The sequence below is a fragment of the Actinomadura sp. NAK00032 genome, from assembly GCF_013364275.1.
GTDB lineage: Bacteria > Actinomycetota > Actinomycetes > Streptosporangiales > Streptosporangiaceae > Spirillospora.
The window spans coordinates 2057408-2083222 of sequence record NZ_CP054932.1 but is presented as its reverse complement, the minus strand read 5'-3'; the positions used below and the strand labels follow the sequence as shown (position 1 = coordinate 2083222).

General features: G+C 72.2%; 28 protein-coding genes. 15 read left to right on the top strand and 13 right to left on the bottom strand.

Features of this window, described 5'->3' with window-relative positions; genetic code table 11:
• Positions 1–72: 72 nt before the first annotated feature.
• Positions 73–975: a TauD/TfdA family dioxygenase gene (locus HUT06_RS09715; RefSeq protein WP_176195418.1), complete on the top strand. Its 903-nt coding sequence runs from the start codon at positions 73–75 to the stop codon at positions 973–975.
• 59 nt (positions 976–1034) lie between these two features.
• On the opposite strand, the gene HUT06_RS09710 is transcribed toward HUT06_RS09715, so the two are convergent.
• Complete coding sequence (locus tag HUT06_RS09710; RefSeq protein WP_176195417.1) at positions 1035–1514, bottom strand: carboxymuconolactone decarboxylase family protein; 480 nt, start codon at positions 1512–1514, stop codon at positions 1035–1037.
• Positions 1511–2590: a dihydrodipicolinate reductase gene (locus HUT06_RS09705; protein ID WP_176195416.1), complete on the bottom strand. Its 1080-nt coding sequence runs from the start codon at positions 2588–2590 to the stop codon at positions 1511–1513. The genes HUT06_RS09710 and HUT06_RS09705 overlap by 4 nt, the downstream gene beginning before the upstream one ends.
• Positions 2591–2763: 173 nt before the next feature.
• On the opposite strand from HUT06_RS09705, the gene HUT06_RS09700 reads away from it, so the two are divergent.
• Entirely contained in the window at positions 2764–4395 is a 1632-nt protein-coding gene (locus tag HUT06_RS09700) for a GMC oxidoreductase (protein ID WP_176195415.1), read from the top strand.
• 244 nt (positions 4396–4639) lie between these two features.
• Here HUT06_RS09700 and HUT06_RS09695 read toward each other — a convergent pair whose 3' ends face one another.
• On the bottom strand, positions 4640–4924 hold the full coding sequence (locus HUT06_RS09695; protein ID WP_176195414.1) for a hypothetical protein: 285 nt from the start codon (positions 4922–4924) through the stop codon (positions 4640–4642).
• A gap of 103 nt (positions 4925–5027) precedes the next feature.
• Between HUT06_RS09695 and HUT06_RS09690 the strand changes: the two genes are divergently transcribed.
• Together HUT06_RS09690 and HUT06_RS09685 are read left to right on the top strand one after the other, a co-directional pair.
• Complete coding sequence (locus tag HUT06_RS09690; protein ID WP_176195413.1) at positions 5028–5924, top strand: DMT family transporter; 897 nt, start codon at positions 5028–5030, stop codon at positions 5922–5924.
• Positions 5921–6790 carry a DMT family transporter gene (locus HUT06_RS09685; protein ID WP_176195412.1) on the top strand — a complete coding sequence of 290 codons (870 nt, stop codon included), beginning with the start codon at positions 5921–5923 and terminating at the stop codon, positions 6788–6790. Before HUT06_RS09690 ends, HUT06_RS09685 begins: the two co-directional genes overlap by 4 nt.
• Here the strand turns inward: HUT06_RS09685 and HUT06_RS09680 are convergent.
• A complete protein-coding gene (locus tag HUT06_RS09680) occupies positions 6768–7799 on the bottom strand; it encodes a hypothetical protein (protein ID WP_254715077.1) in 1032 nt (343 codons plus the stop codon). The two genes, HUT06_RS09685 and HUT06_RS09680, sit on opposite strands and share 23 nt — an antisense overlap.
• Before the next feature lie 64 nt (positions 7800–7863).
• Here HUT06_RS09680 and HUT06_RS09675 point away from each other — a divergent pair, with 64 nt between their 5' ends.
• Positions 7864–8574 (top strand): polysaccharide deacetylase family protein, encoded by a 711-nt coding sequence (locus tag HUT06_RS09675; RefSeq protein ID WP_176195410.1) that lies wholly within the window; start codon positions 7864–7866, stop codon positions 8572–8574.
• Positions 8575–8681: 107 nt separating this feature from the next.
• Here HUT06_RS09675 and HUT06_RS09670 read toward each other — a convergent pair whose 3' ends face one another.
• From HUT06_RS09670 to HUT06_RS09645, 6 genes are all read right to left on the bottom strand, one after another.
• Complete coding sequence (locus HUT06_RS09670; RefSeq protein WP_176195409.1) at positions 8682–9095, bottom strand: hypothetical protein; 414 nt, start codon at positions 9093–9095, stop codon at positions 8682–8684.
• A 62-nt stretch (positions 9096–9157) separates the two neighbouring features.
• A complete protein-coding gene (locus tag HUT06_RS09665) occupies positions 9158–9706 on the bottom strand; it encodes a hypothetical protein (protein WP_176195408.1) in 549 nt (182 codons plus the stop codon).
• 1 nt (position 9707) lies between these two features.
• Positions 9708–10031 carry a hypothetical protein gene (locus HUT06_RS09660; RefSeq protein WP_176195407.1) on the bottom strand — a complete coding sequence of 108 codons (324 nt, stop codon included), beginning with the start codon at positions 10029–10031 and terminating at the stop codon, positions 9708–9710.
• Positions 10028–10615 carry a hypothetical protein gene (locus HUT06_RS09655; protein WP_176195406.1) on the bottom strand — a complete coding sequence of 196 codons (588 nt, stop codon included), beginning with the start codon at positions 10613–10615 and terminating at the stop codon, positions 10028–10030. The genes HUT06_RS09660 and HUT06_RS09655 overlap by 4 nt, the downstream gene beginning before the upstream one ends.
• The gene (locus HUT06_RS09650) at positions 10612–10839 is read right to left on the bottom strand and encodes a hypothetical protein (protein ID WP_176195405.1); all 228 of its coding nucleotides are present in this window, start codon (positions 10837–10839) and stop codon (positions 10612–10614) included. The genes HUT06_RS09655 and HUT06_RS09650 overlap by 4 nt, the downstream gene beginning before the upstream one ends.
• A gap of 463 nt (positions 10840–11302) precedes the next feature.
• Complete coding sequence (locus tag HUT06_RS09645; protein WP_176195404.1) at positions 11303–11527, bottom strand: hypothetical protein; 225 nt, start codon at positions 11525–11527, stop codon at positions 11303–11305.
• A 145-nt stretch (positions 11528–11672) separates the two neighbouring features.
• Here HUT06_RS09645 and HUT06_RS09640 point away from each other — a divergent pair, with 145 nt between their 5' ends.
• From HUT06_RS09640 to HUT06_RS09615, 6 genes are all read left to right on the top strand, one after another.
• Positions 11673–12011: a TraR/DksA C4-type zinc finger protein gene (locus HUT06_RS09640; protein ID WP_176195403.1), complete on the top strand. Its 339-nt coding sequence runs from the start codon at positions 11673–11675 to the stop codon at positions 12009–12011.
• A 115-nt stretch (positions 12012–12126) separates the two neighbouring features.
• Positions 12127–13374 carry a serine/threonine-protein kinase gene (locus tag HUT06_RS09635; RefSeq protein WP_176195402.1) on the top strand — a complete coding sequence of 416 codons (1248 nt, stop codon included), beginning with the start codon at positions 12127–12129 and terminating at the stop codon, positions 13372–13374.
• 154 nt (positions 13375–13528) lie between these two features.
• The gene (locus HUT06_RS09630) at positions 13529–13870 is read left to right on the top strand and encodes a helix-turn-helix transcriptional regulator (protein WP_176195401.1); all 342 of its coding nucleotides are present in this window, start codon (positions 13529–13531) and stop codon (positions 13868–13870) included.
• On the top strand, positions 13845–14324 hold the full coding sequence (locus tag HUT06_RS09625; RefSeq protein WP_368406964.1) for an SRPBCC domain-containing protein: 480 nt from the start codon (positions 13845–13847) through the stop codon (positions 14322–14324). The genes HUT06_RS09630 and HUT06_RS09625 overlap by 26 nt, the downstream gene beginning before the upstream one ends.
• Complete coding sequence (locus HUT06_RS09620) at positions 14321–14941, top strand: dihydrofolate reductase family protein (protein WP_176195399.1); 621 nt, start codon at positions 14321–14323, stop codon at positions 14939–14941. Before HUT06_RS09625 ends, HUT06_RS09620 begins: the two co-directional genes overlap by 4 nt.
• 181 nt (positions 14942–15122) lie before the next feature.
• On the top strand, positions 15123–16913 hold the full coding sequence (locus tag HUT06_RS09615) for a histidine decarboxylase (RefSeq protein ID WP_176195398.1): 1791 nt from the start codon (positions 15123–15125) through the stop codon (positions 16911–16913).
• A 20-nt stretch (positions 16914–16933) separates the two neighbouring features.
• Here HUT06_RS09615 and HUT06_RS09610 read toward each other — a convergent pair whose 3' ends face one another.
• On the bottom strand, positions 16934–17896 hold the full coding sequence (locus HUT06_RS09610; RefSeq protein WP_176195397.1) for a helix-turn-helix domain-containing protein: 963 nt from the start codon (positions 17894–17896) through the stop codon (positions 16934–16936).
• Between the two features lie 101 nt (positions 17897–17997).
• On the opposite strand from HUT06_RS09610, the gene HUT06_RS09605 reads away from it, so the two are divergent.
• The 4 genes from HUT06_RS09605 to HUT06_RS09590 all read left to right on the top strand — a co-directional run bounded on the left by HUT06_RS09605 (position 17998) and on the right by HUT06_RS09590 (position 22762).
• Positions 17998–19023, top strand: a complete 1026-nt coding sequence (locus HUT06_RS09605) for a trans-acting enoyl reductase family protein (protein WP_176195396.1) — start codon at positions 17998–18000, stop codon at positions 19021–19023.
• Positions 19024–19086: 63 nt separating this feature from the next.
• Complete coding sequence (gene htpG / locus HUT06_RS09600) at positions 19087–20964, top strand: molecular chaperone HtpG (protein WP_176195395.1); 1878 nt, start codon at positions 19087–19089, stop codon at positions 20962–20964.
• Positions 20965–20999: 35 nt separating this feature from the next.
• Entirely contained in the window at positions 21000–21662 is a 663-nt protein-coding gene (locus tag HUT06_RS09595) for a response regulator transcription factor (RefSeq protein WP_176195394.1), read from the top strand.
• The gene (locus HUT06_RS09590; protein ID WP_176195393.1) at positions 21659–22762 is read left to right on the top strand and encodes a cell wall metabolism sensor histidine kinase WalK; all 1104 of its coding nucleotides are present in this window, start codon (positions 21659–21661) and stop codon (positions 22760–22762) included. The genes HUT06_RS09595 and HUT06_RS09590 overlap by 4 nt, the downstream gene beginning before the upstream one ends.
• A 17-nt stretch (positions 22763–22779) precedes the next feature.
• On the opposite strand, the gene HUT06_RS09585 is transcribed toward HUT06_RS09590, so the two are convergent.
• Positions 22780–25092: an FtsX-like permease family protein gene (locus tag HUT06_RS09585; protein ID WP_176195392.1), complete on the bottom strand. Its 2313-nt coding sequence runs from the start codon at positions 25090–25092 to the stop codon at positions 22780–22782.
• The gene (locus tag HUT06_RS09580) at positions 25077–25790 is read right to left on the bottom strand and encodes an ABC transporter ATP-binding protein (RefSeq protein ID WP_176195391.1); all 714 of its coding nucleotides are present in this window, start codon (positions 25788–25790) and stop codon (positions 25077–25079) included. The genes HUT06_RS09585 and HUT06_RS09580 overlap by 16 nt, the downstream gene beginning before the upstream one ends.
• Between the last annotated feature and the right edge of the window lie 25 nt (positions 25791–25815).

Sequence of the window (25815 nt, the reverse complement as noted above, 5' to 3'; positions counted from 1 at the left end):
CGCTCCGGATCGCCCTCCGGAGCGCCCTCGGACCGCCGTCCCGTTGACCGTCCGTCCCCCAGGAGGTGGGCAATGCCCGAGTTCGACATCCGCAAGATCGGCGGCCGCATCGGCGCCGAGGTCGTCGGCGTCGACGTTCGCGAGCTGACCGGCGCGCTGTTCGGCGAGATCCAGGAGGCCCTGCTGGAGCACAAGGTGCTGGGCTTTCGCGGCCAGGACCTGACCGACGACGACCAGATCGCCTTCGCCGCCCGCTTCGGGCCGCTCACCGGCGCGCACCCGACCGTCCCGGCGGCCGAGGAGCACCGCGAGATCCTGCCGGTGGACAGCGAGTCGGGCCGGGCGAACCACTGGCACACCGACGTCACGTTCGTCCAGACGCCGCCGAAGATCAGCACCCTGCGCAGCCTGGTCATCCCGCCCTTCGGCGGGAACACGCTGGTCGCCAACACCGGCGCCGCGTACCGGGACCTGCCGGAGGAGCTGCGCGCGCTCGCCGACCGGCTCTGGGCCGTGCACACCAACGACTACGACTACGTGAAGCCGCCGAACACCGGCGCCGACCCGGAGAAGTCGGCCGAGCACCGCAAGGCGTTCGTGTCACGGACGTGGAAGACCGCGCACCCCGTCGTCCGCGTCCACCCCGAGTCGGGCGAGCGGAACCTGTTCATCGGCGGGTTCGCGCAGAGCGTCGTCGGGCTGCCGCCGCGGGAGGGCCGCACGCTCCTCGACATCTTCCAGCGGTACGTGACCCGGCCGGAGAACATCCTGCGCTGGGCGTGGGCCCCGGGCGACCTCATCGTGTTCGACAACCGGATCACGCAGCACTACGCGTCCGACGACTACGGCGACCTGCCGCGGCTGCTGCACCGCGTCACCGCCGCCGGCGACGTCCCGGTCGGGGTGGACGGCCGGGAGAGCTACCGCGTCGAGGGCGACGAGGCCGCGCACTACACGCCGTCCGCCGCCGCCTGAGCCGGAACCGTCCGCAGACCAGGGCCCGGGGTAGGGGTGACCCCGGGCCCTGCCCGCCCTCAGAGCTTGGGCAGGACGCACATGGCGTCGAGGCCGAGCACGTGGTTGAGGCGGCCGAAGGCCAGCCACGAGCCGATGCACATGCTCAGCTCGACGATCTCGCGCTGGTCGTAGTGCGCGGTCATGCGCTCCCAGAACTCCTCGTCCAGGCCGTGGTGGTCGAGGACGTAGCGCTCGGCGTACTCGGCGGCGAGGCGGGTGCGGTCGTCGAAGGCGCCGGTGGTGCGCCATTCGGTGACCGCGTCGGCGAACTCCTCCTCGACCTTCTCGCCGTCGCGCTCGGTCCGCCAGTCGAGGCAGAACAGGCAGCCGTTGATCTGCGCGACCCGCAGCCGCGCGGCCTCGAACTCGCGGAGGCCGAGGGTGGTGTGCTCGTACACCGCGAGCGACAGGCGGGACGCGGCGGGGCCGATGCCGGGCACCAGCTCGCCCCACGCGTACTGGATCGGGTCCTTGCCGTCGGGGACGTCGAGGTTCATGCGCGGGTGCCTCCGAGCCTGCCCGCCGCGGGGCGCAGCGGGACGTCGAGCGCGTCGTAGAGTCCGGGTTCGGCGTCCACCAGCCAGTCGATCGCGCCGACGAGCCGCCCGACCGCGGTGGCGTTGCCGCCGGCGGCGCGGTTGCCGTGCTCGTCGGTGGCCTCGACCGTGACCTCGATGCGCGGGTTCCCCTCGATGATGACGCGGTGGGCGCCGTCGCCGTCCGGCGGCACGGGCCAGTCGGGCGCGCACGACGGGTGGATGCGGGTGACGTGCTCCACGACGATGCGGGGCTCGCCCTCCACGATGCCCTGCACCTCGAACCGGACCGCGCCCTGCGTGCCCTTCTCGAAGTCGCCCATGGACGCGGTGGTGATGGTCTCGTCCAGCGGACGCCGGTCCAAGGTCTCGCGGACCTCGTCCAACTCGACGCCGAGCGCGCGCGCCATCAGCCTGACCTGCCCGCCCCACACCATGGTCGGGACGGTCGCCGCCAGCATGGGCGGCTCGTAGTCCATCGGCTGGCCCATGCCGACCAGGTAGCGGACGGAGTCGGGCTGGTCGTAGGTGGAGTAGTCGAAGATCTCCTGGCAGCGGACGACGTCGATGACGCCGCCCAGCCCGCTGATCATCAGCGGCAGGACGTCGTTGCCCCAGCCCGGGTCGACGCCGGAGACGAACAGCGAGCCGCCGCCCTCGGCGACGGCGTCCAGCACCGCCTCGCGCATCTCGGCGGGCGCGTTGCGCTGGTCGTAGAGCGCGTACAGCGCGGGGGTGACGACGACGGCGCCGGCGCGGATCGCCCGCAGGATGTCGGCGAGGGCGTCGTCCGGGCGGATGTCGCCGGACGCCGCGTAGACGACGGCCTGCGGCCGGGCGGCGAGGACCGCGTCGATGTCGGTGGTCGCCGCGACGCCGAGCTCGCGGCCGAGGCCGGCGAGGTCGCCCGCGTCCCGTCCGGCCTTGCCCTCGTCGTGGACGATCACGCCGGTGAGTGTCAGCGCCGGATGGGCGTCGACGGCGCGCAGGGCGAGCCGCCCCACATTGCCGGTGCCCCAGACGATCGCGGAGATCATGGGCGGAATGTAACAAAGCCCGGGTCCAATGCCAAGCAAGCACTTGGTTAACTGCCTGTGACCTGGCAACACTTGTGCGTGATGGTTCGTAAGTTACTTTTGCGTAGCTAGTGACTTCCCTCTCCGGTCGATATAGAACCTGTTCCAATCTCAGCGACAGTGAGGGAGGTCACATGACCGATTCCATCATGCCCAACGGGAGTCTCGGCGGGGTTTCGCGCCGCGGGTTCCTTGTTGGAACCGGTTCCATTCTGGGACTGGGCCTGATGGGCGGCACCGCCGCGTCCACCGCCGCGGCGGCCGGCCCGATCGGCGACGGCGCGCACGTCCCGGTCCTGATCATCGGCACCGGCTACGGCGGCTCCGTGGCCGCGCTGCGGCTCGCCCAGGCGGGCGTGGACGTGCACATGGTCGAGATGGGGATGGCCTGGGACACCCCCGGCTCGGACGGCAAGATCTTCGCCAACACCCGCTCGCCCGACTACCGGTCGTTCTGGCTGCGGACCCGCACCAAGCAGCCGCTCAGCAACTTCCTCGGCTTCCCGATCGACAAGGACGTCCCCCGCTACACCGGGATCCTGGACGCCGAGGAGTTCGGCGGCATCACCGTCTACCAGGGGCGGGGCGTCGGCGGCGGCTCGCTCGTCAACGGCGGGATGGCGGTGACGCCGGTGCGCTCGCGGTTCAGCGGCGTCCTGCCCTCGGTGGACGTCGACGAGATGTACGGCGTGTACTACCCCCGCGCCAACGCCGGGCTCGGCGTCAACCAGATCGACCGCGCCTGGTTCGACAGCACCGACTGCTACCAGTACGCGCGGGTCGGGCGCAAGCACGCCGAGCGCTCGGGGTTCGAGTTCGTCTACGTCCCGAACGTGTACGACTTCAACTACATGAAGCAGGAGGCCGCGGGCGCGGTGCCGAAGTCGGCGCTGGCGGCGGAGATCCTCTACGGCAACAACCACGGCAAGAAGTCTCTGCAGCAGACCTACCTGGCGCAGGCCAAGGCCACCGGCCGCGTCTCCATCTCACCGCAGCACCGGGTGACGTCGGTGTCGCCCGCGTCCGGCGGCGGCTACACCGTCGCCATCGAGCAGATCGACACGACCGGCGCCGTCACGGGCACCAAGACGGTGCGGGCCGACCGGGTGTTCTTCGCGGCCGGCAGCGTCGGCACCAGCAAGCTGCTGGTCAAGCTGAAGGCGACCGGCGCGCTGCCGGCGCTGAACGGCGAGGTCGGCCGGGGCTGGGGCGACAACGGCAACGTGATGTGCGGCCGCGCCAACCACCTCTGGGACCCGACCGGCAGCCTCCAGTCCTCCATCCCGACCGGCGGCATCGACAACTGGGACGCCGGCGGCGCGTTCGCCGAGGTCGCGCCGCTGCCCACCGGCATCGAGACCTGGGCCTCGTTCTACCTGTCGATCACCAACACCCCGCACCGGGCCGCCTTCTCCTGGAACGCGGCGGCGGGCCGGGTGGACCTGAACTGGCAGACCGCCTGGAAGCAGACCAGCATCGACATGGCCAAGTCGATCTTCGACAAGATCAACAAGAAGGAGGGGACGATCTACCGGACGGACCTCTTCGGCGCCTACAAGATCTGGGGCGACCACCTCACCTACCACCCGCTCGGCGGCGCCGTGCTGAACAAGGCCACCGACAACTACGGCCGGCTGCGCGGCTACTCCGGCCTCTACGCCATCGACGGGTCGCTGATCCCCGGCAACACCAGCGTCAACCCGTTCGTGACCATCACCGCGCTCGCCGAGCGCAACATCGAGAAGATCATCGCCACCGACCTGTGACGACGCGCTAACGGGATCCGGCCACGGGCGCGTGTGGCCGGACAGTCACCCGTAGCGCCGCTCAGGCGGAGCCGCTCAGGGGCAGGCGGGGAACAGCCGCCGCGTCCCGGCCCCGGCCGGACGCCTGCCGGTGCCGATCCAGCGCACCAGGCCGTCCCAGGCCGTCCCCGCCTCCACGGCCGAGAACTCGCAGTGCTGGGTCGTCCGACCTTGGCGGTGAACAGGTCGGCGACGTCGCGGGTGCTCAGCACACCGGCGCGGACGTCGTACCCGCGTAGCCGTGCGCGTAGAGCGCGAGCTTGCCGTTCCAGTGCGGCGGCACCTCGATGGCGTAGGCCGCGTGGTGGTGGACGCCCTGCGGCACCCGCGTCGGCTTCGCGTGCACCTGGACGGGCGGCAGCGGCGGATTGTCGATCGTGTAACCGGGTAACGGCTGATCATCGGGGGTGCGGCCGGCCTGGGCCGGGCTCAGCGGGACCACCGAGGCGAGGACGGTCGCGACGAGGGCGGTGAGGGCTCGGATGCGCATGGTGCTCCGCCGGCAGACCCCCGTATTACATACCGTCCAGCCGGTTTGTGGAATGTGAAAGGCCGGATCCGGACGGGTCGCTCGGGGGAGATCGTGGACGCGGATGAGCATTCTCGGCATGGCCATCGCCGTCGTGGCGGCGGCCTTCATCGGGCTCGGGTTCGTGGCGCAGCAGCACGCGGCGTTCCGGGAACCGCTGGAGGAGATCCTGCATCCGCGGCTGCTGCTGGACCTCGTGCGCAGCCGGCTGTGGCTGACCGGCATCGCCTCGATGATCGTCGGCCAGATCATCTTCGCGTTCGCGCTGAACATCGCCGATGTCGCCGAGGTCACCCCGGTGCTCACCATCAACCTGATCTTCGCGCTGTTCGCCGCGCACGTGATCTACCGGGAGCGGCTCGGCCGCAACGAGTGGCTGGGGTCGCTGCTGCTGACCGGCGGCGTCGCGCTGTTCCTCGGCATCGGCGTGCCGCACGGCGGTGCGCTGCCGGGCGTCCACTCGCCGCGCTGGCTCGCGGGCGGGGCCGTGCTCGTCCTCGTCGCCCTGTGCGCGTTCGGCGGCCTGCACCGGGACCTGCGCGTCCGCGCGATGCTGCTGGCCTGCGGCGCCGGGCTCCTCTACGGGCTCCAGGACACCCTGACCCGCAGCGTCCTGCTGGTCTCCGACGAGGGCTTCGGCCGCATCTTCGTCACCTGGCAGCCGTACGGGCTGGTGTTCATCGGGGCGCTCGGGCTGCTGTTCGCGCAGAGCGCGTTCGACGCGGCGCCGCTGCGGATCTCGCTGCCCGCGACCACGGCGGCCGAGCCGCTCACCGGCATCGCGCTCAGCATCGTGATCTTCGGGGAGCGGGTCCGGCTGGAGGTCTCCGACCTCGCGCTGGAGGCGCTCGGGCTCGCGGCGATGGTCGGCGGCATCGTCGTCCTCGGCCAGTCCCCCTACCTCGGCAAACCCGGCGAGCGCGCCGCGGCCGCGCCGCCTGACGGGGTGGAGTGCCAGTGATCGCCATCGTGCTCGCGCTGCTCGCCGGCGCGTCCAACGCCCTCGCGTCGGTGCTCCAGCGGCGGGTCGCCAAGGCCGCGCCCGAGTCGGACGCCTTCAAGTTCGCGCTCATCCTCGACCTGCTGCGCAGCCCGATGTGGCTCGGCGGCATCGGCGCGCTCATCGCCGCGTTCGTGCTGCAGGCGGCGGCGCTGTCCATCGCGGGGCTGTCGCTCGTCCAGCCGCTGCTGGCCGTCGAGCTGCCGTTCACCATGATCCTCATCGCGTGGCTGCCGCCGCGCGGGCTGACCCGGGTGCCGTGGACGGCCGTCGTCCTGCTCAGCCTCGGGCTGGCCGTGCTGCTGTTCGCGCTGTCCCCCGACGAGAGCTACCACCTGCCGAGCGGCGCCGCCTGGATCATCGCGACGACCGGCACGGTCGCCTGCGTCGCCGGGCTCATCGCGCTCGCCTGGCTGATCCGCGGGCCGGTCCGCGCCGTGCTGCTCGGCATCACGACCTCGATCGGGTTCGCGCTGACGGCCGCGTTCATGAACACCGCCACGCACGACTTCGAGCGCGGGCTCCGCGCCGTCCTGACGTCCTGGCAGCTCTACGCCATGGCCCTCGCCGGCCTCGCCAGCCTCTTCCTGCTGCAGAACGCGCTGCAGAGCGGCACCCTCGTCGCCGTGCAGCCCGCCCTGACCATCTCCGACCCCGTCGCCAGCATCATCCTCGGGGTCTACCTGTTCGGCGAGAACGTCCGCGGCGGGCCGTGGGTCCTGCTGGAGGCGGTCGGCATGGGACTGCTCCTCCTCGGCAGCATCGGCATCGCCCGATCCCCGCTGCTGCACGAGGAGCACGACGTCAGCCGAGCACCGTCGCGATGACCCGCTCGGCGGGGACGGCGCGCAGCAGGCCAGCCGCCGTCCGCGCCCGGGTTCGCCGCTCCGCGCCGTCGGCGAGCCGGTCCAGTTCCCCGACCAGTTCGCCGGGCGTGCGCGCGTAGCGGCTCAGCCCGGCCCGCGCCATCGCCGCCGCGCCGTCCCGGCCGTGCCCGGGGATCGGCCGGTAGGAGATCACCGGCAGCCCGCACGCGAACGCCTCCCGGCAGGTCAGCCCCGCCGCGTTGTCGATCAGCGCGTAGGCGCCCGCCATCAGCTCCGGCAGGTCCTCCCGCCAGCCGAGGGCGGGCCCGTAGACGCGTTCGCGCAGCCGCTCGTTGCGGCCGCACAGCACCACCGGCACGTACCGGCCGGACGCCGCGAGGTGCTGCGCCGTCTCCACGACCCGCCCGACGCCCCAGGCGCCCGCCGAGATCAGCACGATCCGGTCACCGGGGCGGGCCCCGACCTCGCCGCGCAGCCGGTCCGTCGCCGCCCGCCTGCGGCGGAACGCCGGCCGCACCACGGGCGCGCACCGGGTCGCCGGGCGGCCCGTCCGCTCCGCCACCGCCTGCGCGGACCCCTCGTCCGGGCACAGGTACCGGTCGTTGCCGGGGTGCAGCCACATCCGGTGGACGGCGAAGTCGGTGACCAGCACCAGCGACGGCACCTCCAGCCGCTCGGTCTCCCGCAGCCGCCCGGCCGCCTGCGCCGCGACGTGGAACGTGGACACGACCGCGTCCGGCGGCAGCTCCCGGATCCGCGCGTCCAGCCGCCGCGCGATCAGCGCCGTCAGCGGCGACGCGGGCGGCGGCCGCCGGGACACGAAGAACGCCCGGTAGATGCCCTCGTACAGCCACGGCGCCGACCGGACCATGCCCTCGTACATGTGCCGGAGGCCCTGCCCGAGCCGCAGCGGGACCAGGTCGAGGACGTCCAGGACGGACGCCTCCACCCCCTGCCCCGCCATCCGCCGGGCCAGCTCCGCGGCGACCGCGTCATGCCCGGCCCCCATGCCCGCTGTCAGAATTAAGAGTCGTTTGCCCATTAATTGAACTCCCCCCGGTGAAACTGATCTCATGTCCCGCCGCGTGCCCGCCGTCCTGACCGCCGCCCTGCTGGGTCACGCCCTGCCCGCGGCGACCTGGCTCCCCCCGGTGCGGCGGCTGACGCCCCGCGTCGCCGGCCGCGGCGGCCCCCGCCACGTCGCCCTCACCCTCGACGACGGCCCCGACCCCGGCTCCACGCCCCTCTTCCTGGACGAGCTGGCCCGCCTCGGCTGCCACGCGACGTTCTTCGTCCTCGGCGCGATGCTGCGGCGCGCCCCGTCCCTCGGCCGCCGCATCGCCGCCGACGGGCACGAGATCGCCGTCCACGGCTGGGAACACGGCAACACCCTCACGGCGCGCCCCGGCCGCACGTCCGCGGGCATCCGCGACACCGTGCACCTGGTCGAGGACGTCTGCGGGGTCACCCCGTCCTGGTACCGGCCGCCGTACGGCGCGCTGAGCACCGAGGCCCTTCTCGCGGCCCGCCACAACGGCCTGCGACCCGTCCTGTGGACGGCCTGGGGCAAGGACTGGACGGCGACCGCGACCCCCGAGTCCGTGCTGCGGACCCTGGAGCCGGGCCTCGAAGGCGGCGCGACCCTGCTCCTGCACGACAGCGACGTCACCTCGGCCCCCGGCGCCTGGAAGGCGACCCTGGCCGCGCTGCCCGAGGTCGTGACCAGATGCCGCGCCACCGCCCTGACCGTCGGCCCCCTGCGCGACCACGGAGTGCGCCCGTAACTCCCCCTGCCACAGGGCTACTACTCCCCCGGCATTCGCCCTCTATGTGGAACCACCAGCCGTTTCATGGCGAGCCCGACGGACCTGACGGCCGGTTCACGTGCAGGTCAAGGCGTTCCGGCCGGGCGACGGCCGTCCGCCGGCGCCCCTCCGCGCGGAGCCGGGTCGAGCAGCATGCGCCGCGGCGGCTTCGCGACGAGCAGGAACGGGACTGCGAGCAGCGCGATGAGCGGAACTGAGGGCCCGTGCTCCTCCCCTAGGACGAGGATCACGGCGGCGAGTGTTCCGATGACCCCGGCGGCCCACACCCCGAACGCGACGCGCCGCGCCCCGCTGGGACGGCGTCCGCCGAGCGCCACCGCCGTCGCCGCCGCGAGAACCGCCGAACCGACGAATGCCGCGCCGAGCGCGACGAAGAACGGCGCGAAGACCACCGGAACGTCGCCGTCCAGCGCACCGACCAGCCCGACCGCCGCCGAAACAACGGCGAACGTCACGTACCGGAAGAACTGGATCCACATGAACCTGCGGCGATTCCCCGGATCCCGCTGAACCGCACGCCGCGAAAGAGAGAACACGGCGTCTAGCCGGTCACGACACCGGACGGCGGCCACTGCCCGCCCGGCCACTTGTTGTTCCCGTTGTTCTCCGTGCGGAAGGTGCTCGCCGCGCCTCCCATCACCTGCACGGCGCCCCAGCCGGCCGCATCGCTGACGGCCTTCGCCGTGTCCGCGTACTGCTCCGTCGCGCCGCTCTGCGGCGCGTCCGGCTTGAGCACCTTCTTGTACGCCTTCGCGGCGTCGCCCTCCCAGTAGTCGTCCACCTTCGAATAGCTCTCTTGGAAGTAGCCCGCCTGTGCGCTCACCGGCCCCTGGACATTGTCGCTGAACTTCTTCGCCGCGTCGGCCAGCTTTCCCCAGTCCCCCGGCTCCGCCACGAAATTCGCGAACTCGTTCCACATCTTGACGACAGCGTCCCGCAATTTGTCCAGCAGCGGAACGACGCGATCGGAGATGAAGGACGGAAGCTTGGCGAGGACCCGGTTGACATTGGCGACCAGCTCGTTCAGCTTCTCGGTCACTTTCTGGGTCTGCTGGTTGATGTGCGACATCGTCGCAGCGAACTCGGTCATGTCAGATATGCCACCCCTGCCGGATCTTCTTGACGTCCGCCACGTTCATCTCCTCGGCGTGCTCGTACGCTCGGCCCACCGTGTCGAGTTTGTGAGCGATCTCCTGGAAGACCTTGCCGGCCTGCCCGCCGACGTTCACGAGGGTCTGGTTCAGCGTCGCATATGTGGTGTCACATTCCGCTTTCTTGCCCAGGTACCCGAATCCCGAGGCCAGGTCCTTCATCGCGGCGACGTCCCGCGCGGCCTTCTCCATCACCTTGGCGGCGTTGCGCCAGTTGTCGGCATCCTTGTGCAGATGCTTGAGGGCCACTTCCAGTTCGCTCATGTCATCTCCCGAAGTCCAGGAAGGCCGAAGCTCCGGAGGAGGTCCTCGAGTTCGCGGAGGACGGACCCCGCGCCGTCCTCTCCGCCCGCCGGCGGCGCGCTCCGGTCCCGGCGCTCGGAATCGGCGAGGTCGTTGGCCGCCTGGAAGGCCGTGGTGAATTCCGTACAGAGCCGACCGGGGTCGGTTTTCAGCAGCCAGCTCTTCTGGGTCTCGACCCCCGTGACCATCCCGTCCCTGACACGCAGAGTCACGCGGTGATTCGCACTCTGGACGGTCACGTCCTCTGGCGGGCGCGCCAGGGCCTCTTCCAACTCCACCAGTCTTCTACTGGATTCCTCAAGGAGGCTGTTGATCTGTCGCAGCGCGGAATCGGGGTCGATGCCGGACGGAGGTACCCACGAGCCGAACGGCGTCTCGAGGCCGGGAGGCCGACGCCCGGCGGCGGGCTCCGCCTTTTCCGCATCGTCCAGACCGCGCGCCATCCTAGCCAGCATCGCGTCCGAAACCGCCTCCAGAACCGCCGAATCGAACATCTCGGCAGCCAAGGCGGCCTGCCACTTCCTGGTGAGACGGAAGCCGGTCACCCGCCCATGACCGGCCATCGTGACTTCGATGGTGCCGGTGTGGTTTCGGTACCCGTGGCTTCCAGCGAATCGTCCATCGCGGGCGCCAGCCCGGCCGCCGCCTCTCCGAGTTCGCCGATGACCTGCTCCAAGCCGGCGAAGACGTCGTCGTCCTTGGAATCACCCGCGGCCGTGACCATCGGCCGCACAGGTTCAGGTGCGGTCACCGGTTCGGCCTCGCGCACCGCCGCGGTCCTGGCCTCTCCACCCGGGCGATCATCATCATCGGAGTCGGCCCTCTGCTCGGCGGGCAGCGCGGCATTCGTCCCGGAGGGGCTCCTCTTGAGACGCGCGCTCAAGTCCTCCGCAGAGGTCGGCGCGTGCGGCACATCCCGATTGAGTAACTCATCGAGGCGATTCCTCTCCCCTGCCATAGAGCCCCCATTTCAGTCAAGGTGAGGCCACCCCCGGTGAATTGATTGGTCAAACTAGCACTCACCATTTGATGTGTCCACTAAGCCGGGTTCATTTCCGGCATATCAGTCAACCGAAATAGGGTAATAGTGTCAGGGTCCCTAACCATCGCCACGTCACGCGGCCCACTGCAGCGCACGTTCCACGGTGACTGCTGATCGCTCTGGGGACCGGGCGGTCGGCGTGCGGCACCCCGCCCGGGCGATGATCGCCCGGGCGGGGTGCGGTGCCGCGTCAGAGCCGCTGCTTGAGCATCTCCTTGCCCTGCTCGGCGCCCTTGCGGCTCTCGCCCTGCGCCCGCCGGAAGAAGTCCGCCAGCTCGACGTCGCCGTCGCGCTCGGCGTCCTCGATGTAGACGTCCAGCCTGAGGGCGTTGCTCAGGCACTGCTCCACGAACCAGGTGATGTTGTAGTCCTTGTCCTTGGTCCCGGTGACGTGGCCTGTCTCTTGAGCAGCCATGTTTCCTCCCCCAATAGCGCTTCGTCCCGCGCCTACCCCATATGTCCCGCTCTATGTAGACGAGCACCCGTTTCATCCCTCGCGGCCGCCGGGCCGGTCCACCGCCGTCCGGAATGGGGCGCGGCGCGGCGGGCGTTGAGGAGGGATGACCACGGCGGAAGAACGGCTGATCGCGGATCGCGACGCGCTCCTGAAGCTCATGGCGTCGCTGCGCGTCGACTGGGACGGCGTCGTCGAGGCGTCCGCGCAGACCGGGGTGGACGACGAGCACGATCCGGAGGGCGCCACCATCGCCTTCGAGCGCTCCCGAATCGAGTCGTCCCTGAGCAGGGCAGAGGCGCAGCTGGCCGACATCGAGAGCGCGCTGGAGCGGGTCCGCGACGGCACCTACGGCGCCTGCGAGCGCTGCGGCGGCCCAATCGGAGCGGACCGCCTGGCCGCCCGCCCCGCCGCCCGCACCTGCATCACCTGCGCCGCCGGCTGACCCGTCCGGTGCAGGCCGTCACCGCCGAGCACCACCCCTCGGGACTTCCCCCGCATTGATCAATTCGAGGCCATAATGAAGCCTCATCGGCCAGGAGTTGAATAGCGAGGGACGCGTGGCGGACGGCGGCGGCCCGGAGCGGATCGGCGGGCGGTACCGGCTCGTGGAAGAGCTGGGAGCGGGCGGGTTCGGGCGGGTGTGGAAGGCCCATGACGAGACGCTCGGCGTGGACGTCGCCATCAAGGAGGTGCGGCTGCCGCCGACGGCGTCGGACGCGGAGCGGTCGCAGTTCCTGGCCCGCGCGAGGCGGGAGGCGCGCAACGCGGCCCGGCTGCGCGACCAGCCCGGCGTCATCCCCGTCCACGATGTGGTCATCAGGGACGAGGTGCCGTGGATCGTCATGCGCCTCGTCAACGGGCACTCCCTGGAGGACCGGCTCAAGCAGGACGGCCGCGTCCCCGCCGGCGAGACCGCGAGGATCGCGAAGGCGCTGCTGAAGGCCCTGGACGCGGCGCACGCGGCCGGGGTGGTGCACCGCGACATCAAGCCCGCGAACGTGATGCTGACCGAGGCCGGAGAGGTGCTCCTCGCGGACTTCGGCATCGCCGTCCACCAGGCCGACACGGCGATGACCGCGACCGGCGCGATCATCGGCTCGCTGGAGTACCTCGCGCCCGAACGGCTGCGCGGCAAGAACAACGGCCCGGCCGGGGACCTGTTCTCACTCGGGGTCACCCTGTACCGGTGCGTCGAGGGCGTGTCGCCGTTCCGGCGCGATACACCGGCGGAGGTCGTCACGGCCCTCCTGCACGACGAGCCGCCGCCGCTCCAGCACGCCGGCGGCCTCTCCCACCTCATCGGCAGGCTTCTCGACAAGGACCCGGACACCCGCCCGACCGCCGCCGAAGCCCTCACCCTGACCGGCGCCCCGCCCACCGCCGAGGACGCGGTGGAGGAGAGGGCCCCCGAACGCCCACCCGTCGCACCCCTGATGGACACCCGGCTGAGGGGCCGCACGCATCGGACCACGTCCGGCAAGTGGCGGCCGCTCCAGCGCTTGCGCCGCCGCAGACGATGGACGGTCGCCCTGGGGGCCGTCCTGCTGCCGGGGCTTCTCGTCGTCGGCTACATGACGCTGCTCGACGTGGGAGACGGCATCGAGGTGGGCGACTGCATCCACGCCGACGGGCCGGTCGCCGACAGCACCTCCTCCGTGGGAGAGCATCCCTGCTGGCAGTCGGCGATCCGGCGGAACAGCTTCCGCGTCGTCCGGCAGTACCCGTTCTCCGCGTACTGCCCCATCGACTTGGAACGCAGAGTGGACAGCCGCTCGAACACCCTGTGCCTGACCCCCACGGGCTGAGCCGCACGCCCGACGGCCGGCAGCGGCCCGCCCGGGTCCTCGGAATCCCGAACCGCCACGACGGGCCCGACCGCACCCCTGAACCTCGCACAACCCGAGGTCCTCAATGGTTAGCCCTTGCGCTAAGTGTTGGGGGCTGGTAATACTTAGCTTCATGGCACAGTATTCGGCGGAGCTGGACGGGGTGTTCGTGGCGCTCGCTGATCCGACGCGGCGGGCTGTCGTGCGGCGGCTCGGGGGTGGGCCGGTGAGTGTCGGGGATCTCGCGAGCGAGTTTCCGATGACGTTGCCCTCGTTCATGAAGCATGTGCGGACGCTCGAAGCGAGCGGGCTCATCCGGACGGCCAAGGCCGGGCGGGTGCGCACGTGCACGCTCAACCGGGAGCGGCTCGTCCTGCTGGACGAGTGGCTCGCGGAGCAGCGCCGGGTCTGGGAGGAGCGCACCGACCGCCTCGAACAGTTCGTCACCGATGTGGAGGAGACCAATGAACCCTGACCTTGATCTTGTGTTGGAGCGGGTCATCCGGGCGCCGCGCGCGGTTGTGTGGGACGCGTGGACGGATCCCGCGCGGCTTGCGCAGTGGTGGGTTCCCGCTCCCAGCCGGTGCCGGGTGGAGCGGCTTGAGCTGCGGGCCGGCGGGGCGTTCGTCACCCGGTTGAGCGACGGGGGCGAGTTCGGGCCGCATCTTGATGCCTGCTTCCTCGATGTCGAGGAGCGGCGGCGGATCGTGTTCACCAATGCGATCGACAGCACGTGGCGGCCCGCGCGGCCCGCGCCGGTCGCGATGACGGCGACGATCACGCTGGACGACCATCCGGACGGGACGGATTACCGGATGCTCGTCCGGCACGGGGACCCCGACGCCCGGGCACGGCACGACAAGCTCGGCTTCGCCGACGGGTGGGGGACGGTCGCCGGGCAGCTCGCCGCACTGGTGGAGGGGTCGTGAAGGTCACCGTCACCGAGTTCGTCACGCTCGACGGGGTCTACCAGGGGCCCGGGTCGCCGGATGAGGACACCAGCGGCGGGTTCACCCAGGGCGGGTGGCTCGTCCCGCACATGGACGGGACGTTCGTGCAGCGCGTGTCCGGCTGGCTCGATCTCGCGGACGGGCTGCTCCTCGGGCGGCGCACCTACGAGGCGTTCGCGCGGGACTGGCCGCGGATCACCGACCCGGACGACCCGTTCGCCGAGCGGATGAACGCGCTGCCGAAGTACGTCGTCTCGAACACGCTGGTCGAGGGGAGCTGGCAACCGGCGGTGGTGCTCAAGAGCGTCCAGGCGGTCGGGGAGCTCAAGGCGCGGCCTGGGCGGGAGCTGCAGGTGCACGGGAGCGGTCGTCTTGCGGACGCTCTTCTGGAGGCCGGGCTGGTCGACACGTTGCGGCTTGTCGTCGCGCCCACCGTGTTGCGGGCCGGGCGGCGGCTGGTCAGTGGGGCGGGGGCGCTGGCCGGGTTGCGGCTCGTCCGGCATGAGGCGACCGCCAAGGGGCTGCTGCTGCTCGAATACGAGGCCGCCGGACGTGCGCTGCGTGCCGAGTACGAGGGCGTCGGCGCGTTCGCCTGAGGAGGGGGCAAGGGGCGCACTTCTCCCGGCAAATGCCCTCTGAGCTGGGTCAACGCGGTGGAGATTCTGCGATTCGGCGGGGCCAATGATCGTGGTCCGGGGCTGGCCGGGCGGCGCGGCGGCGGGAAAGCCTGAGTCCCGGGCGGTCACGCTCCGACGCCGAACGTCCGGGAGGACCCGCATGACGCAGACCATGGGCCGGCAGGCCGTCGAGTACACCGAGCGCGCCTGGCAGGACGGTGCCAGGCCCGGCCAGCAGGTGTGGGGGGCGCCGCCGCCGTTCGCGCCCGATCCGAGTGACTTCGTCCTGGACGGGCGCGGGGTGCCGCCGGACCGGCGGGACACGGTGCTGCGCCGCCTCGCCGCCTACCTCGCGGACCGCCGCGACCGGATGCTCGGCTACCAGGTCACCGAGGACATGGACGCCTACCAGCGGGACATCGGGCAGTTCCTCACCAGCCACATCAACAACATCGGCGACCCGTTCCAGGACAGCGGCTACAAGGTCAACTCCAAGGTCGTCGAGCAGGCGGTGCTGTCGTACCTCGCGCGGCTGTGGCACGGCAAGCCCTACGACCCGCGCGACAAGGACTCGTGCTGGGGATACGTCCTCAGCATGGGCTCCACCGAGGGCAACATGTACGCCCTGTGGAACGCCCGCGACTACCTCGCCGGCAAGCGGCTGCTCGGTGAGGACGAGGGCGCCGGCAAGCAGACCGCGGTGCGGTACACGGCGCCGTCCGAGGCACCGGAGAACCCGAACGCGTACTCGCCGGTGATCTTCTACTCGGAGGACACGCACTACTCGTTCGCCAAGGCCGTCCGGGTGCTGGACCTGCCGACGTTCAGCGAGATGGGGCGCGCGAAGTACCCGGACGACTGCCCGCTCGGCGGCGCCTGGCCGGACGAGGTGCCGTCCGCGCTGCCGTCCGGCGGGAAGCCCGACGAGCGGTTCCCGTCGTTCGGGCCCGGTTCGGTGGACGTCGAGAAGCTGGCGAAGCTCGTCCGGTTCTTCGCGTCCAAGGGCCATCCGTGCATCGTCAGCCTGAACTTCGGCAGCACGTTCAAGGGCGCCTACGACGACGTGCGGGCCGTCTGCGACAGGCTGCTGCCGATCTTCGCCGAGTACGGGCTGCTGAAGCGCCGGGTCCCCTACGGGCAGGACGACCACGACGTCCGGCGCGGGTTCTGGATCCATGTGGACGGGGCCCTGGGCGCGGCGTACGTCCCGTTCCTGGCCAAGGCCGCGCACGATCCGCGCTACGAGTACGAGCCGGAGGTGCCCGTCCCCGAGTTCGACTTCGGGCTGACGTCCACGGTCCCCGGCACGAACGAGGCGGTGGACATGGTGTCGTCCATCGTGGTCAGCGGGCACAAGTGGATGGGCGTGCCGTGGCCGTGCGGGGCGCTGATGACCAAGATCAAGTACCAGATGCAGCCGCCGGACAACCCGGAGTACATCGGGTCGCTGGACACCACGTTCGCCGGGTCGCGCAACGGCCTGTCCCCCATCGTGCTGTGGGACCACATCGCCCAGCACCCCGACGACCGGCAGATCGCGCTCAGCATGCACGCGCAGCGGCTGGCGTCCTACCTGGTCGAGAAGCTCACGCGGCTGGAGCACCGGCTGGAGCACCAGTTCGGGCCCGGCGGCCTCTGGATCGCCCGGACGCCGCTGGCGATCACGGTGCGGTTCCGGCGCCCGAACGCGGCGCTGGTGGCCAAGTGGTCGCTGTCGACCGTGACCATGCGGATGCGGCCCGCCGACCGGGACCCGCGCCATCTCGCGCACATCTTCCTGATGTCGTCGGTGACGGAGGCGAAGATCGACGCGTTCGTGGCGGACCTGCACGCGCCCGACGCGTTCGACCTGGAGGCCTCCCTGCCGATGGAGCTGGCCATGCCCACGGTGACGTTCGACGGCGAGAGCCTCAGCGGCGCGACCCCGTACGCGGAGCGCGGCTTCGCCTGACCGGGCGGGACGGCGGGGTCTCACGTCGCGGGCGTGAGGCCCCCGGTCCGTGCGCGGAAGGTGCGGCGGTAGGCGTCCGGCGGGACGCCGACCGTGCGGTTGAAGTTGCGGCGCAGGGTGGTGGCGGTGCCCATGCCGGTGGACGCGGCGATGGCGTCGATGCCGTCGTCGGTGGTCTCCAGCAGCTCCTGGGCGTGCCGGATCCGCTGGGTGAGCAGCCATTGCAGCGGCGTGGTGCCGGTGACCGCGCGGAAGTGGCGGGTCAGGTGGCGGGCGCTCATCCGCGCCTGGCGGGCCAGGTCCTCGACGGTGAGCGGCTGGTCGAGGCGTTCGAGCGCCCAGGGGAACAGGGCGGCGAGCGGGTGGCCGTCCGGCGCGGGCACCGGGGTGGTGACGAACTGGGCCTGGCCGCCGTCGCGGTGCGGCGGGACGACCAGGCGGCGGGCGACCGCGTTGGCGATCGCCGAGCCGTGGTCGAGGCGGACGAGGTGCAGGCACAGGTCCATCGCGGCGGCCTTGCCCGCCGAGGTGAGCACGGTGCCGTTGTCGACGTAGAGGACGTCCGGGTCCACGTCCACCCGGGGGTGGCGGGCGGCGAGGTCGGCGGTGTGCGCCCAGTGGGTGGTCGCGAGCCTGCCGTCCAGCAGTCCGGCGGCGGCCAGCACGAACGCGCCCGTGCAGAGCGAGGCGACGCGCGCGCCCGCCTCGTGCGCCGCGCGCACCGCGTCGACGAGGTCGGCGGGCGGCTCGACGTCGGTGTCCGCCCAGCCCGGGACGATCACGGTGTCCGCGTGCCGGAGCCGGTCGAGGCCGTGGTCGGGCTCCAGGAGGAACCGTCCGACCCGTACGGCGCCGGAGCCGCAGACGGTCAGGTCGTACCAGGGGACCGTGACGCCGGCCGGGGCGGCGGCGAACACCTCGTGCGCCAGCGACAGCTCGAAGTGCAACATGCCGTCGGTGACGGCCAGCGCTACCGATCTCATGTCCGGAATTGTACGGGTCATGGCGTTCCAGACACTCGCGGTGGGATGACCGTCCTCGCCAGGATGGTCCCGGCAGACAGGCCGAGGACGAAGGAGACCCCATGGGATCGGGGCAGCTGGTGGCGGTGTACGGCGCTTACGGGCACACCGGGCGGTTCGTGGTGGCGGAGCTGCGGGAGCGCGGGTTCGTCCCGGTCCTGTCCGGCCGCGACGCCGGCAAGCTGGAGAAGGCGGCGGCCGAGACCGGGCTGGAGGCCCGTCCCGCGCCGGTGGACGACCCGGCCGCGCTCGACCGCGCGCTCACCGGCGTGGCGGCCGTGGTCAACTGCGCCGGCCCGTTCGCCGTGACGGCCGCGCCGGTGATCGAGGCGGCCCTGCGCGCCGGGATCCCGTATGTGGACGTCGCGGCCGAGATCGAGGCCAACGCCGACACGTTCGCCCGTTTCGCCGGGCGCGCCCGCGATGCCGGAGCCGTGGTCGTCCCCGCGATGGCCTTCTACGGCGGCCTCGGGGACCTGCTGGCCACCGCCGCCATGGGCGACTGGACGGCGGCCGACGAGGCGCACGTCGCCTACGGGCTGAGCGGCTGGCACCCGACCGCCGGGACGCGCGCGGCGGGCGCGGTCTCGCACGCGCGGCGGGACGGCCGGCGCGTCCGGTACGCGAACGGGCGGCTGGAGTACCGCCGCGACGACCCGCCGGCGCTGGAGTGGGCGTTCCCCGCCCCGATGGGGCCCCGGGACGTCATCGGGGAGTTCACGATGGCCGACGTCGTGACCGTCCCCAGCCACCTGCCGATCCCCGAGGTGACCACCTACATGACGGTCGAGGCGGCCCGGGACATGGCGAACCCCGACACCCCGGCCCCCGTCGCGGCCGACGAGGACGGGCGGTCCGCGCAGACGTTCCTCGTCGACGTGGTCGTGCGCTCCGGCGGCCGCGAGCGGCGCGCCGTGGCGACCGGACGCGACATCTACGCCGTCACCGCGCCGCTGGCGGTGGAGGCGGTCGACCGCGTCCTCACCGGACGGACCCGCACCACCGGCGTCGCCTCCGCCGGGGAGATGTTCGACGCCGCCGACTTCCTCCGCGCACTCGCCCCGCACATCTCCCTGCGGAATGGTTGACCGGGTCGGGCGGGATTTCTATTCTGATGGGTTGTCTGAAAGGCGCTGACCAGGAGGGAAACGGTGACCTTGCCGGCGGAGGAGACATTCGGCTTCCAGGCCGAGGCGGCCCAGATCCTCGATCTGATGGCCAATTCGCTGTACAGCGACAAGGAGATATTCCTGCGCGAGCTGATCTCCAACGCGTCCGACGCGATCGACCGGTTCCGGATCGAGCGGTACGCCCATCCGGAGACCGCCGAGACGGAGGCGGACGGGTCGGAACCGGCCGGGGAGCCGCGGATCCGGGTCTCCTTCGACAAGGACGCCCGCACGATCACCGTCGCCGACGACGGCATCGGGATGAGCCGGCAGGAGGTCATCGACAACATCGGCACGATCGCCCGGTCCGGCACCGCGGAGTTCCTCCGGGCGCGCAGCGGAGACGGGCGCGGCGACACGGCGCTGATCGGGCAGTTCGGCGTCGGCTTCTACGCCGCGTTCGTCGTCGCGGACCGGGTGACGCTGACGACCCGGCGCGCCGGGCTGCCGGCGGCGGAGGGCGTGCGCTGGTCGTCGGAGGGCAAGGCCGGGTACACGCTGGAGGCCGTGGAGCGCGCCGAGCGCGGCACGACGATCGTCCTGCACCTGCGCGAGGGCGAGGACGAGCTGCTCAACGACTACCGGCTGCGTTCGATCATCAAGCGGTACTCCGACCACATCGGCCGCCCGATCCTGCTGGGCGACGACGACATCCCGGTCAACCAGGCCACGGCGCTGTGGGCGCGTCCTAAAAGCGAGCTCAAGCAGCAGGACTACAACGACTTCTACCGGCAGCTCACGAACGATTTCGCCGACCCGCTCGCGTACGTGCACGCGAAGGTGGAGGGGCGGTTCGAGTACACGCTGCTGCTGTTCGTCCCGTCGCAGGCCCCCTACGACCTGTGGCTCGCGCAGGCGATCCAGGGCGTGCGGCTCCACGTGCAGCGCGTGTTCATCCTGGAGGACACCGACCGGCTGATGCCGCGGTACCTGCGGTTCGTGCGCGGTGTCATCGACTCCGCCGACCTGCCGCTGAACGTCTCCCGGGAGATCCTCCAGGGCGGCCAGGCCATGGACCACATCCGGTCGAGCGCGGTCAAGCGGGTGCTCCGGCTGCTCAAGGACATGGCCGGCGGCGAGCCGGAGAAGTACGCGGCCTTCTGGAAGGAGTTCGGCGCCACCCTGAAGGAGGGCATCCCCGAGGACCCCGCCCACCGCGACGACATCGCGGCGCTCCTGCGGTTCGACACCACGAGCGGTACCGGCGTCTCGCTCGCCGACTACACGTCCCGCATGAAGGACGGGCAGGACAAGATCTACTACCTGCTCGCGCCCGGCCTGTCGGACGCCGCGTCCAGCCCGCACCTGGAGGCGTTCCGGGAGAAGGGCATCGAGGTGCTGCTGCTGGACGACGCCGTCGACCCCTTCGTCGTCAACGCCCTGCCGGAGTTCGACGGGAAGCGGCTGCAGTCGGTCGCGCAGGGCGCGACCGACTTCGGCGGCCTGGAGGACGACGCCGACAAGGAGGCCGCCGAGCAGGCCGGCGCCGACTTCGCCGGCCTCCTCGGCAAGCTCAAGGAGCACCTGGACGGCCGGGCCGTGGACGTCCGCGTGACCAGCCGCCTCACCACCTCCCCCGCCTGCATCGTCGCGGACGGCCCGGAGAACGACTTCACGCTCGCGCAGCGGATGCGGGGGTCGGGCCTGCCGAGCCGCCCGGTCCTGGAGGTCAACCCGCGGCACCCGCTGGTCGAGCGGCTCAACGGCGGGCAGGACGACCCGCGCCTGGCCGACTGGGCGCACCTCCTGTTCGACCAGGCCGTCCTCACCTGCGGCGCCCGCATCGAGGAGCCGGGCGCGTTCGTCGGCCGCCTCAACGACCTCCTCGTCTCGCTGACGTCCGGCACATCCGGACGTTAACCGCGGCCTTATCGGGGGTCTGCGGGAATGGGACGATGCGGATTCTCGTGGCCGAGGACGAGCGGTTCCTGGCCGATCTGGTCGCCGAGGGGCTGCGGAAGCGAGCGATGGCCGTCGACGTCGCCTACGACGGGGACGGGGCGCTGGAGCGGCTCGCGGTCAACGACTACGACGTGCTCGTCCTCGACCGCGACCTGCCGCGCGTGCACGGCGACGAGATCTGCCGGGAGCTGGCGCAGCGGGGCGCGGCCGTCCGCATCCTGATGCTGACGGCGTCGGGCGCGGTGCACGAGCGGGTCGACGGGCTGAACCTCGGGGCCGACGACTACCTGGCCAAGCCGTTCGCGTTCGACGAGCTGGTGGCGCGGATCCAGGCGCTGGCGCGGCGCAGCGCCCCGCCGCTGCCGCCGGTCCTGGAGCACGCGGGCATCACGCTCGACACGGCGCGCCGGGAGGTGTTCCGGGACGGGCGTCCCGTGCCGCTGTCCCGCAAGGAGTACGCGGTGCTGGAGGTGCTGATGCAGGCGCGCGGCACGGTCGTCAGCACGGAGGCGCTGCTGGAGCGGGCCTGGGACGAGCACACCGACCCGTTCACGACGGTGGTGAAGGTGACGATGAGCAAGCTGCGCGCCAAGCTCGGCGGGCCGCCCGTCATCGTCACCGTGCCGGGAAGCGGGTACCGGCTGTGCGGCCGATGACGGTCCGGGCGCGGATGACGCTCCTCTACGGCGGGCTCTTCACCGTCATCACGCTGGGCGTGCTGGGCACGGCGCTGTGGATCCAGACGAGGATCGTGAACGACCGGGTGCAGGACGTCCCGTTCCCGGCCGACCCGATCGCGTCCGGCGCCGTGCGCGGGCCGGCCGACGGCCGGAAGCGGATCATCGGGCCCGAGCAGTTCCAGGAGAGCCTGATCGGGTCGCAGCAGCTGGTCATCCTGACCGCCTTCGCGGTGATCGTCGTGCTGGCGTTCGCGGTGTCGTGGTGGCTCACCGGGCGGCTGCTGCGGCCGCTGCACCGCATCACCGGCACCGCGCGCCGGCTGTCGCTGTCCACCCTGCACGAGCGGATCGCGCTGGACGGCCCGCGCGACGAGCTGCGGCAGCTCGCCGACACCTTCGACGCGATGCTCGACCGGCTGGAGCGGGCGGCCGACAGCCAGCGGCGGTTCGTCGCCAACGTCTCGCACGAGCTGCGCACGCCGCTCGCCGTCCAGCGGACCGCGATCGAGGTGGGGCTGGCCGACCCGTCGCCGGAGCGGCTCGCCGTGGTCCGCGATGAGATGCTGCGCAACACGCGGCGGTCGGAACGGCTGATCGAGGGGCTGCTCGTCCTGGCGCAGGGCGAGCGGGGGCTCGACCGCCGCGACCCGGTCGACCTGGCGGCGGTCGTCGGGCAGGTCGTCGGGGAGAACCTCGCGTCCGCCGAGCGGGCCGGGGTCGGCGTCACCGCCGACACGCGGCCCGCCACCGTCGCCGGGGACGAGGTGCTGCTCGCCCGCATGGTCGCCAACCTGGTGCAGAACGCGATCCGCCACAACCATCGCGGCGGGAGCGTCCGGGTGGCGCTGCGCGAGGGCGAGCTGACCGTCGCTAACACCGGGCCCGTCGTCCCGCCGGACGAGGTGGACGGGCTGTTCGAGCCGTTCCGGCGGCTGGCCGGCGAGCGGACGGGGTCGGACGGCGGCGCCGGGCTCGGGCTGTCGATCGTCGCGGCCATCGTCCAGGCCCACGGCGGGACGGTGACGGCCACGGCCGCCCCGGACGGCGGGCTGACCGTGGCCGTGGCCTTCACCTGATCACTCGCTGCCCGGCATCACTCGCTGCGCAGCACGGCGGCGGTGCGGGTCGCGGCGGCCCGCCCGGCGGGCGCCCACGCGCCGAGGACGGCGACGAGCACCCCGGCACAGGCCGGCGGCAGCAGCAGCGTCCAGCCGTAGACGTGGATCCACGCCGCCGCCATCCCGCTGCTGAGCATCTCGCCGGTGAGCATGACGACACCGTGGTGCGCCAGGACGCCCAGCGGGGCGCCGAGCGCGCCCGCGACGACCCCCAGCGCGGCCATCGACGTCACCATCATGAGGACGACCTGACGCGGCGCCATCCCGACGGCCTTCAGGACCCCAAGGTCCCGGCTCCGCTCCCGCGCGTTCAGCAGCACGCTGTTGAGGACGCCGAGTGCCGCCGCCGTGCAGATGATCAGCGAGAACAGGACGAACAGGCCGTCGAAGACCACGCGTCCGCCGAGGTCGGGTTCGGTGGGCTCGGCGAACAGCCCCGCCGCGCCGCCGACCGTGTTGATGCGCTCGGCGTAGGCGGCCGGGTCCGTCCCCGGTTTCACGATGACCGCGAACGGCTGCGGCTCGGGCCCCTTCTGCACGCCCGGGAAGGTCGCGGCGTCGAGCATCAGCCGGGTGGTGTCGGAGTGCGCGAAGGAGCCGACGATGCGCACGGCGGCCTTCGTCCCGTCCGCCTGGAGGGTGAGGGTGTCGCCCACGTCCATGTCGTGGAGCCGCAGGAACGCCTCCGTCACCACCAGCTCGCCGCGTCCGCTGAACCAGCGCCCGCGGACGATGCTGTCGCCGAGGAACGGGCGGTAGTCGCCGCTGTAGGTCTCGGCGACCAGCCCCGACGGGAGCCCGTCGACCCGCACGGGCTGCGGACGGAACGACATCACGTGCGCGGTGCCCGGCTGCGCCTTCAGCAGTGCCGTCACCCGCTCCTCGGACAGGTTCACCGAGCCCTGGCGGTGCGGGTCGATGCCGACATTGACGGACGTGTGCCCCTCGGTGTCCGCCGTGAGGATCATCGAGACCGTCTGGTGGAGGCCGAACCCCATCGTCACGGCGGTCACGCCGAGGCACAGGCCCGCGAGGGTGAGCGCCGACCTGGCGGGCCGGGCGACGGGCAGGCTCAGCCCGAGCCCGACCGGGACGGGCAGCCGGGTGCGGGCCAGCCACTTCTGCGCCCGCCGGCCCCGGCCGCCGCGCGACACCGTCCCGGCGCTGATCGCCTGGGCCGCCGGGAGCCGCCCGGCCCGCAGCGCCGGGACGAGCGCGGCCAGGGCGACGAGCGCGAGCACGCAGCCGCCCGCCAGGACGTCCAGCGCGAGGCCGGTGCCGCCGGCGGACGGCAGGTCGAACCCGGCGGCCAGGTCCCCGGCGACCCGCGCGGCGAGCAGGTGCCCGGCGACCAGGCCCGCCGCGCAGCCGAGCAGCGCCGGCGGCGCGATCATCCCGAGGTACACGCCGACGACCTGCGCCGGGGTGAAGCCGATCGCCTTCAGCACGCCGATGCGCCGGACCCCCGCGACGACCGCGCCGCTGACCACGTTGCCGATGATGAACACCGCGACGGCCATGGCGAGCGCCCCGAAGACCGTGATGAACGGGATCAGCTCGTTGAAGTCCTCCTCGAACGCCTTCTCGGTCTCCACGGAGGACGCGTGGTCCCGCATCGCGAGCCCGGCCGTCGCCGCGGCCAGGCTCTGCCGGATCTCGGCCGCGTCGCCCGCCCGGTCGAACCGGTAGAGCATCTGCAGCCCGTCCGGGCGGAGGGCGCCGATCTGGGCGGGCGTCACCCAGCCGTCCGCGCCGCCCGTCACCGAACTGGCGAAGCCCACGACCTTGAGCGACGGCAGCCCCGGCGGAGCGATGGTGCCGCCCAGTTTCACGGGCCCCTCCGGCGAGCCCCGCAGGACGATCTCTCCGGGGGCGCGGACCCACCGCCCGGAGGTGATCATCAGCTTGTCCACCGGGCCGCCGGGGTCGGCGCGGCCCGCGACGAGGAGACCGTCGCCGCCGATGGGCCGCGGACCCGTCCCCGGCCCAGGCTGCAACGCGGCCGTGCGGAACGGGCCCGCCGCGGCGGTGACCCCGGACGCGCGCCCGGTCGCCGCGGCCTGGTCGGCGGTCACCGCGCCGGCGTCGAACGTGACGGTCGCGTGCGCGCCGCGCGCCTGCGCGAACGCGTCGGAGAACAGCGAGTTCGACGCGCTGAGCAGGCCGAGCCCGAACACGAGCGTCGCCGTGGACAGCGCGACGACGACCGCGACGCTGGCCGACTGCACCCGGCGCCGCCGCACCCCGGCGCGCGACGCCGCCCACACCGCGCTCAGCGGGCGGCCCACGGCTCGCTCCTCTCCAGCGCGGCCTCGCGGACGATCCGGCCGTCCCGGAACTCCACCAGCCGGGTCGCGCACCGGGTCGCGAGCGCCTCGTCGTGGGTGACCAGCAGCAGGGTCTGGCCGCGCCGGTTGAGGTCGAGGAGGAGCCCGGCGACCTGCTCGCCGGTGCCGCTGTCGAGGGCGCCGGTCGGCTCGTCCGCCAGCAACAGCGCCGGCCGGTTCATCAGCGCCCGCGCCACGCCGACGCGCTGCCGCTCGCCGCCGCTCAGCACCGCCGGGTAGGCGTCGCGGCGGGCGGCGATGCCGAGTTCGTCCAGCAGTTCCACGGCCCGCGCCCGCGCCCTGCGGCCGGGGACGCCCGCGAGCCGCCCGGACAGCGCGACGTTCTCCAGCACCGGGAGGTCGTCGAGCAGGTTGAAGAACTGGAAGACCATCCCGATCCGGCGGCGGCGGTACCGCGCCAGCGCGGCCTCGCCCATCCCGGTGAGGTCCTCGCCGTTCACCTCCACCGTCCCGGACGTCGGGCGGTCCAGGCCCGCGACCATGTTGAGCAGCGTCGACTTCCCGCTGCCGGAGGGCCCCATCACCGCGACGGACTCGCCCGCGCGGATCTCCAGGTCCACCCCGTCCAGCGCGGCGACCTCACCGAATGCCTTGCGCACGGAGCCGAGCCGTACGACCGTTTCGTCAAGTGCGTTCACGCGGCCAACCTGGCAGCCGCGAGGT

Bases quoted from the DNA above. Each gene is read 5' to 3' on its own strand.
- HUT06_RS09665 (WP_176195408.1), bottom strand. From the start codon at position 9,706: ATGACCGAGTTCGCTGCGACGATGTCGCACATCAACCAGCAGACCCAG.
- HUT06_RS09610 (WP_176195397.1), bottom strand. From the start codon at position 17,896: ATGAGATCGGTAGCGCTGGCCGTCACCGACGGCATGTTGCACTTCGAG.
- HUT06_RS09715 (WP_176195418.1), top strand. From the start codon at position 73: ATGCCCGAGTTCGACATCCGCAAGATCGGCGGCCGCATCGGCGCCGAG.
- HUT06_RS09670 (WP_176195409.1), bottom strand. From the start codon at position 9,095: ATGTGGATCCAGTTCTTCCGGTACGTGACGTTCGCCGTTGTTTCGGCG.
- HUT06_RS09700 (WP_176195415.1), top strand. From the start codon at position 2,764: ATGACCGATTCCATCATGCCCAACGGGAGTCTCGGCGGGGTTTCGCGC.
- HUT06_RS09625 (WP_368406964.1), top strand. From the start codon at position 13,845: ATGTGGAGGAGACCAATGAACCCTGACCTTGATCTTGTGTTGGAGCGG.
- HUT06_RS09595 (WP_176195394.1), top strand. From the start codon at position 21,000: ATGCGGATTCTCGTGGCCGAGGACGAGCGGTTCCTGGCCGATCTGGTC.
- HUT06_RS09630 (WP_176195401.1), top strand. From the start codon at position 13,529: ATGGCACAGTATTCGGCGGAGCTGGACGGGGTGTTCGTGGCGCTCGCT.
- HUT06_RS09640 (WP_176195403.1), top strand. From the start codon at position 11,673: ATGACCACGGCGGAAGAACGGCTGATCGCGGATCGCGACGCGCTCCTG.
- HUT06_RS09605 (WP_176195396.1), top strand. From the start codon at position 17,998: ATGGGATCGGGGCAGCTGGTGGCGGTGTACGGCGCTTACGGGCACACC.
- HUT06_RS09705 (WP_176195416.1), bottom strand. From the start codon at position 2,590: ATGATCTCCGCGATCGTCTGGGGCACCGGCAATGTGGGGCGGCTCGCC.
- HUT06_RS09645 (WP_176195404.1), bottom strand. From the start codon at position 11,527: ATGGCTGCTCAAGAGACAGGCCACGTCACCGGGACCAAGGACAAGGAC.
- HUT06_RS09660 (WP_176195407.1), bottom strand. From the start codon at position 10,031: ATGAGCGAACTGGAAGTGGCCCTCAAGCATCTGCACAAGGATGCCGAC.
- HUT06_RS09695 (WP_176195414.1), bottom strand. From the start codon at position 4,924: ATGCGCATCCGAGCCCTCACCGCCCTCGTCGCGACCGTCCTCGCCTCG.
- HUT06_RS09710 (WP_176195417.1), bottom strand. From the start codon at position 1,514: ATGAACCTCGACGTCCCCGACGGCAAGGACCCGATCCAGTACGCGTGG.
- HUT06_RS09615 (WP_176195398.1), top strand. From the start codon at position 15,123: ATGACGCAGACCATGGGCCGGCAGGCCGTCGAGTACACCGAGCGCGCC.
- HUT06_RS09590 (WP_176195393.1), top strand. From the start codon at position 21,659: ATGACGGTCCGGGCGCGGATGACGCTCCTCTACGGCGGGCTCTTCACC.
- HUT06_RS09675 (WP_176195410.1), top strand. From the start codon at position 7,864: ATGTCCCGCCGCGTGCCCGCCGTCCTGACCGCCGCCCTGCTGGGTCAC.
- HUT06_RS09680 (WP_254715077.1), bottom strand. From the start codon at position 7,799: ATGGGGGCCGGGCATGACGCGGTCGCCGCGGAGCTGGCCCGGCGGATG.
- HUT06_RS09690 (WP_176195413.1), top strand. From the start codon at position 5,028: ATGAGCATTCTCGGCATGGCCATCGCCGTCGTGGCGGCGGCCTTCATC.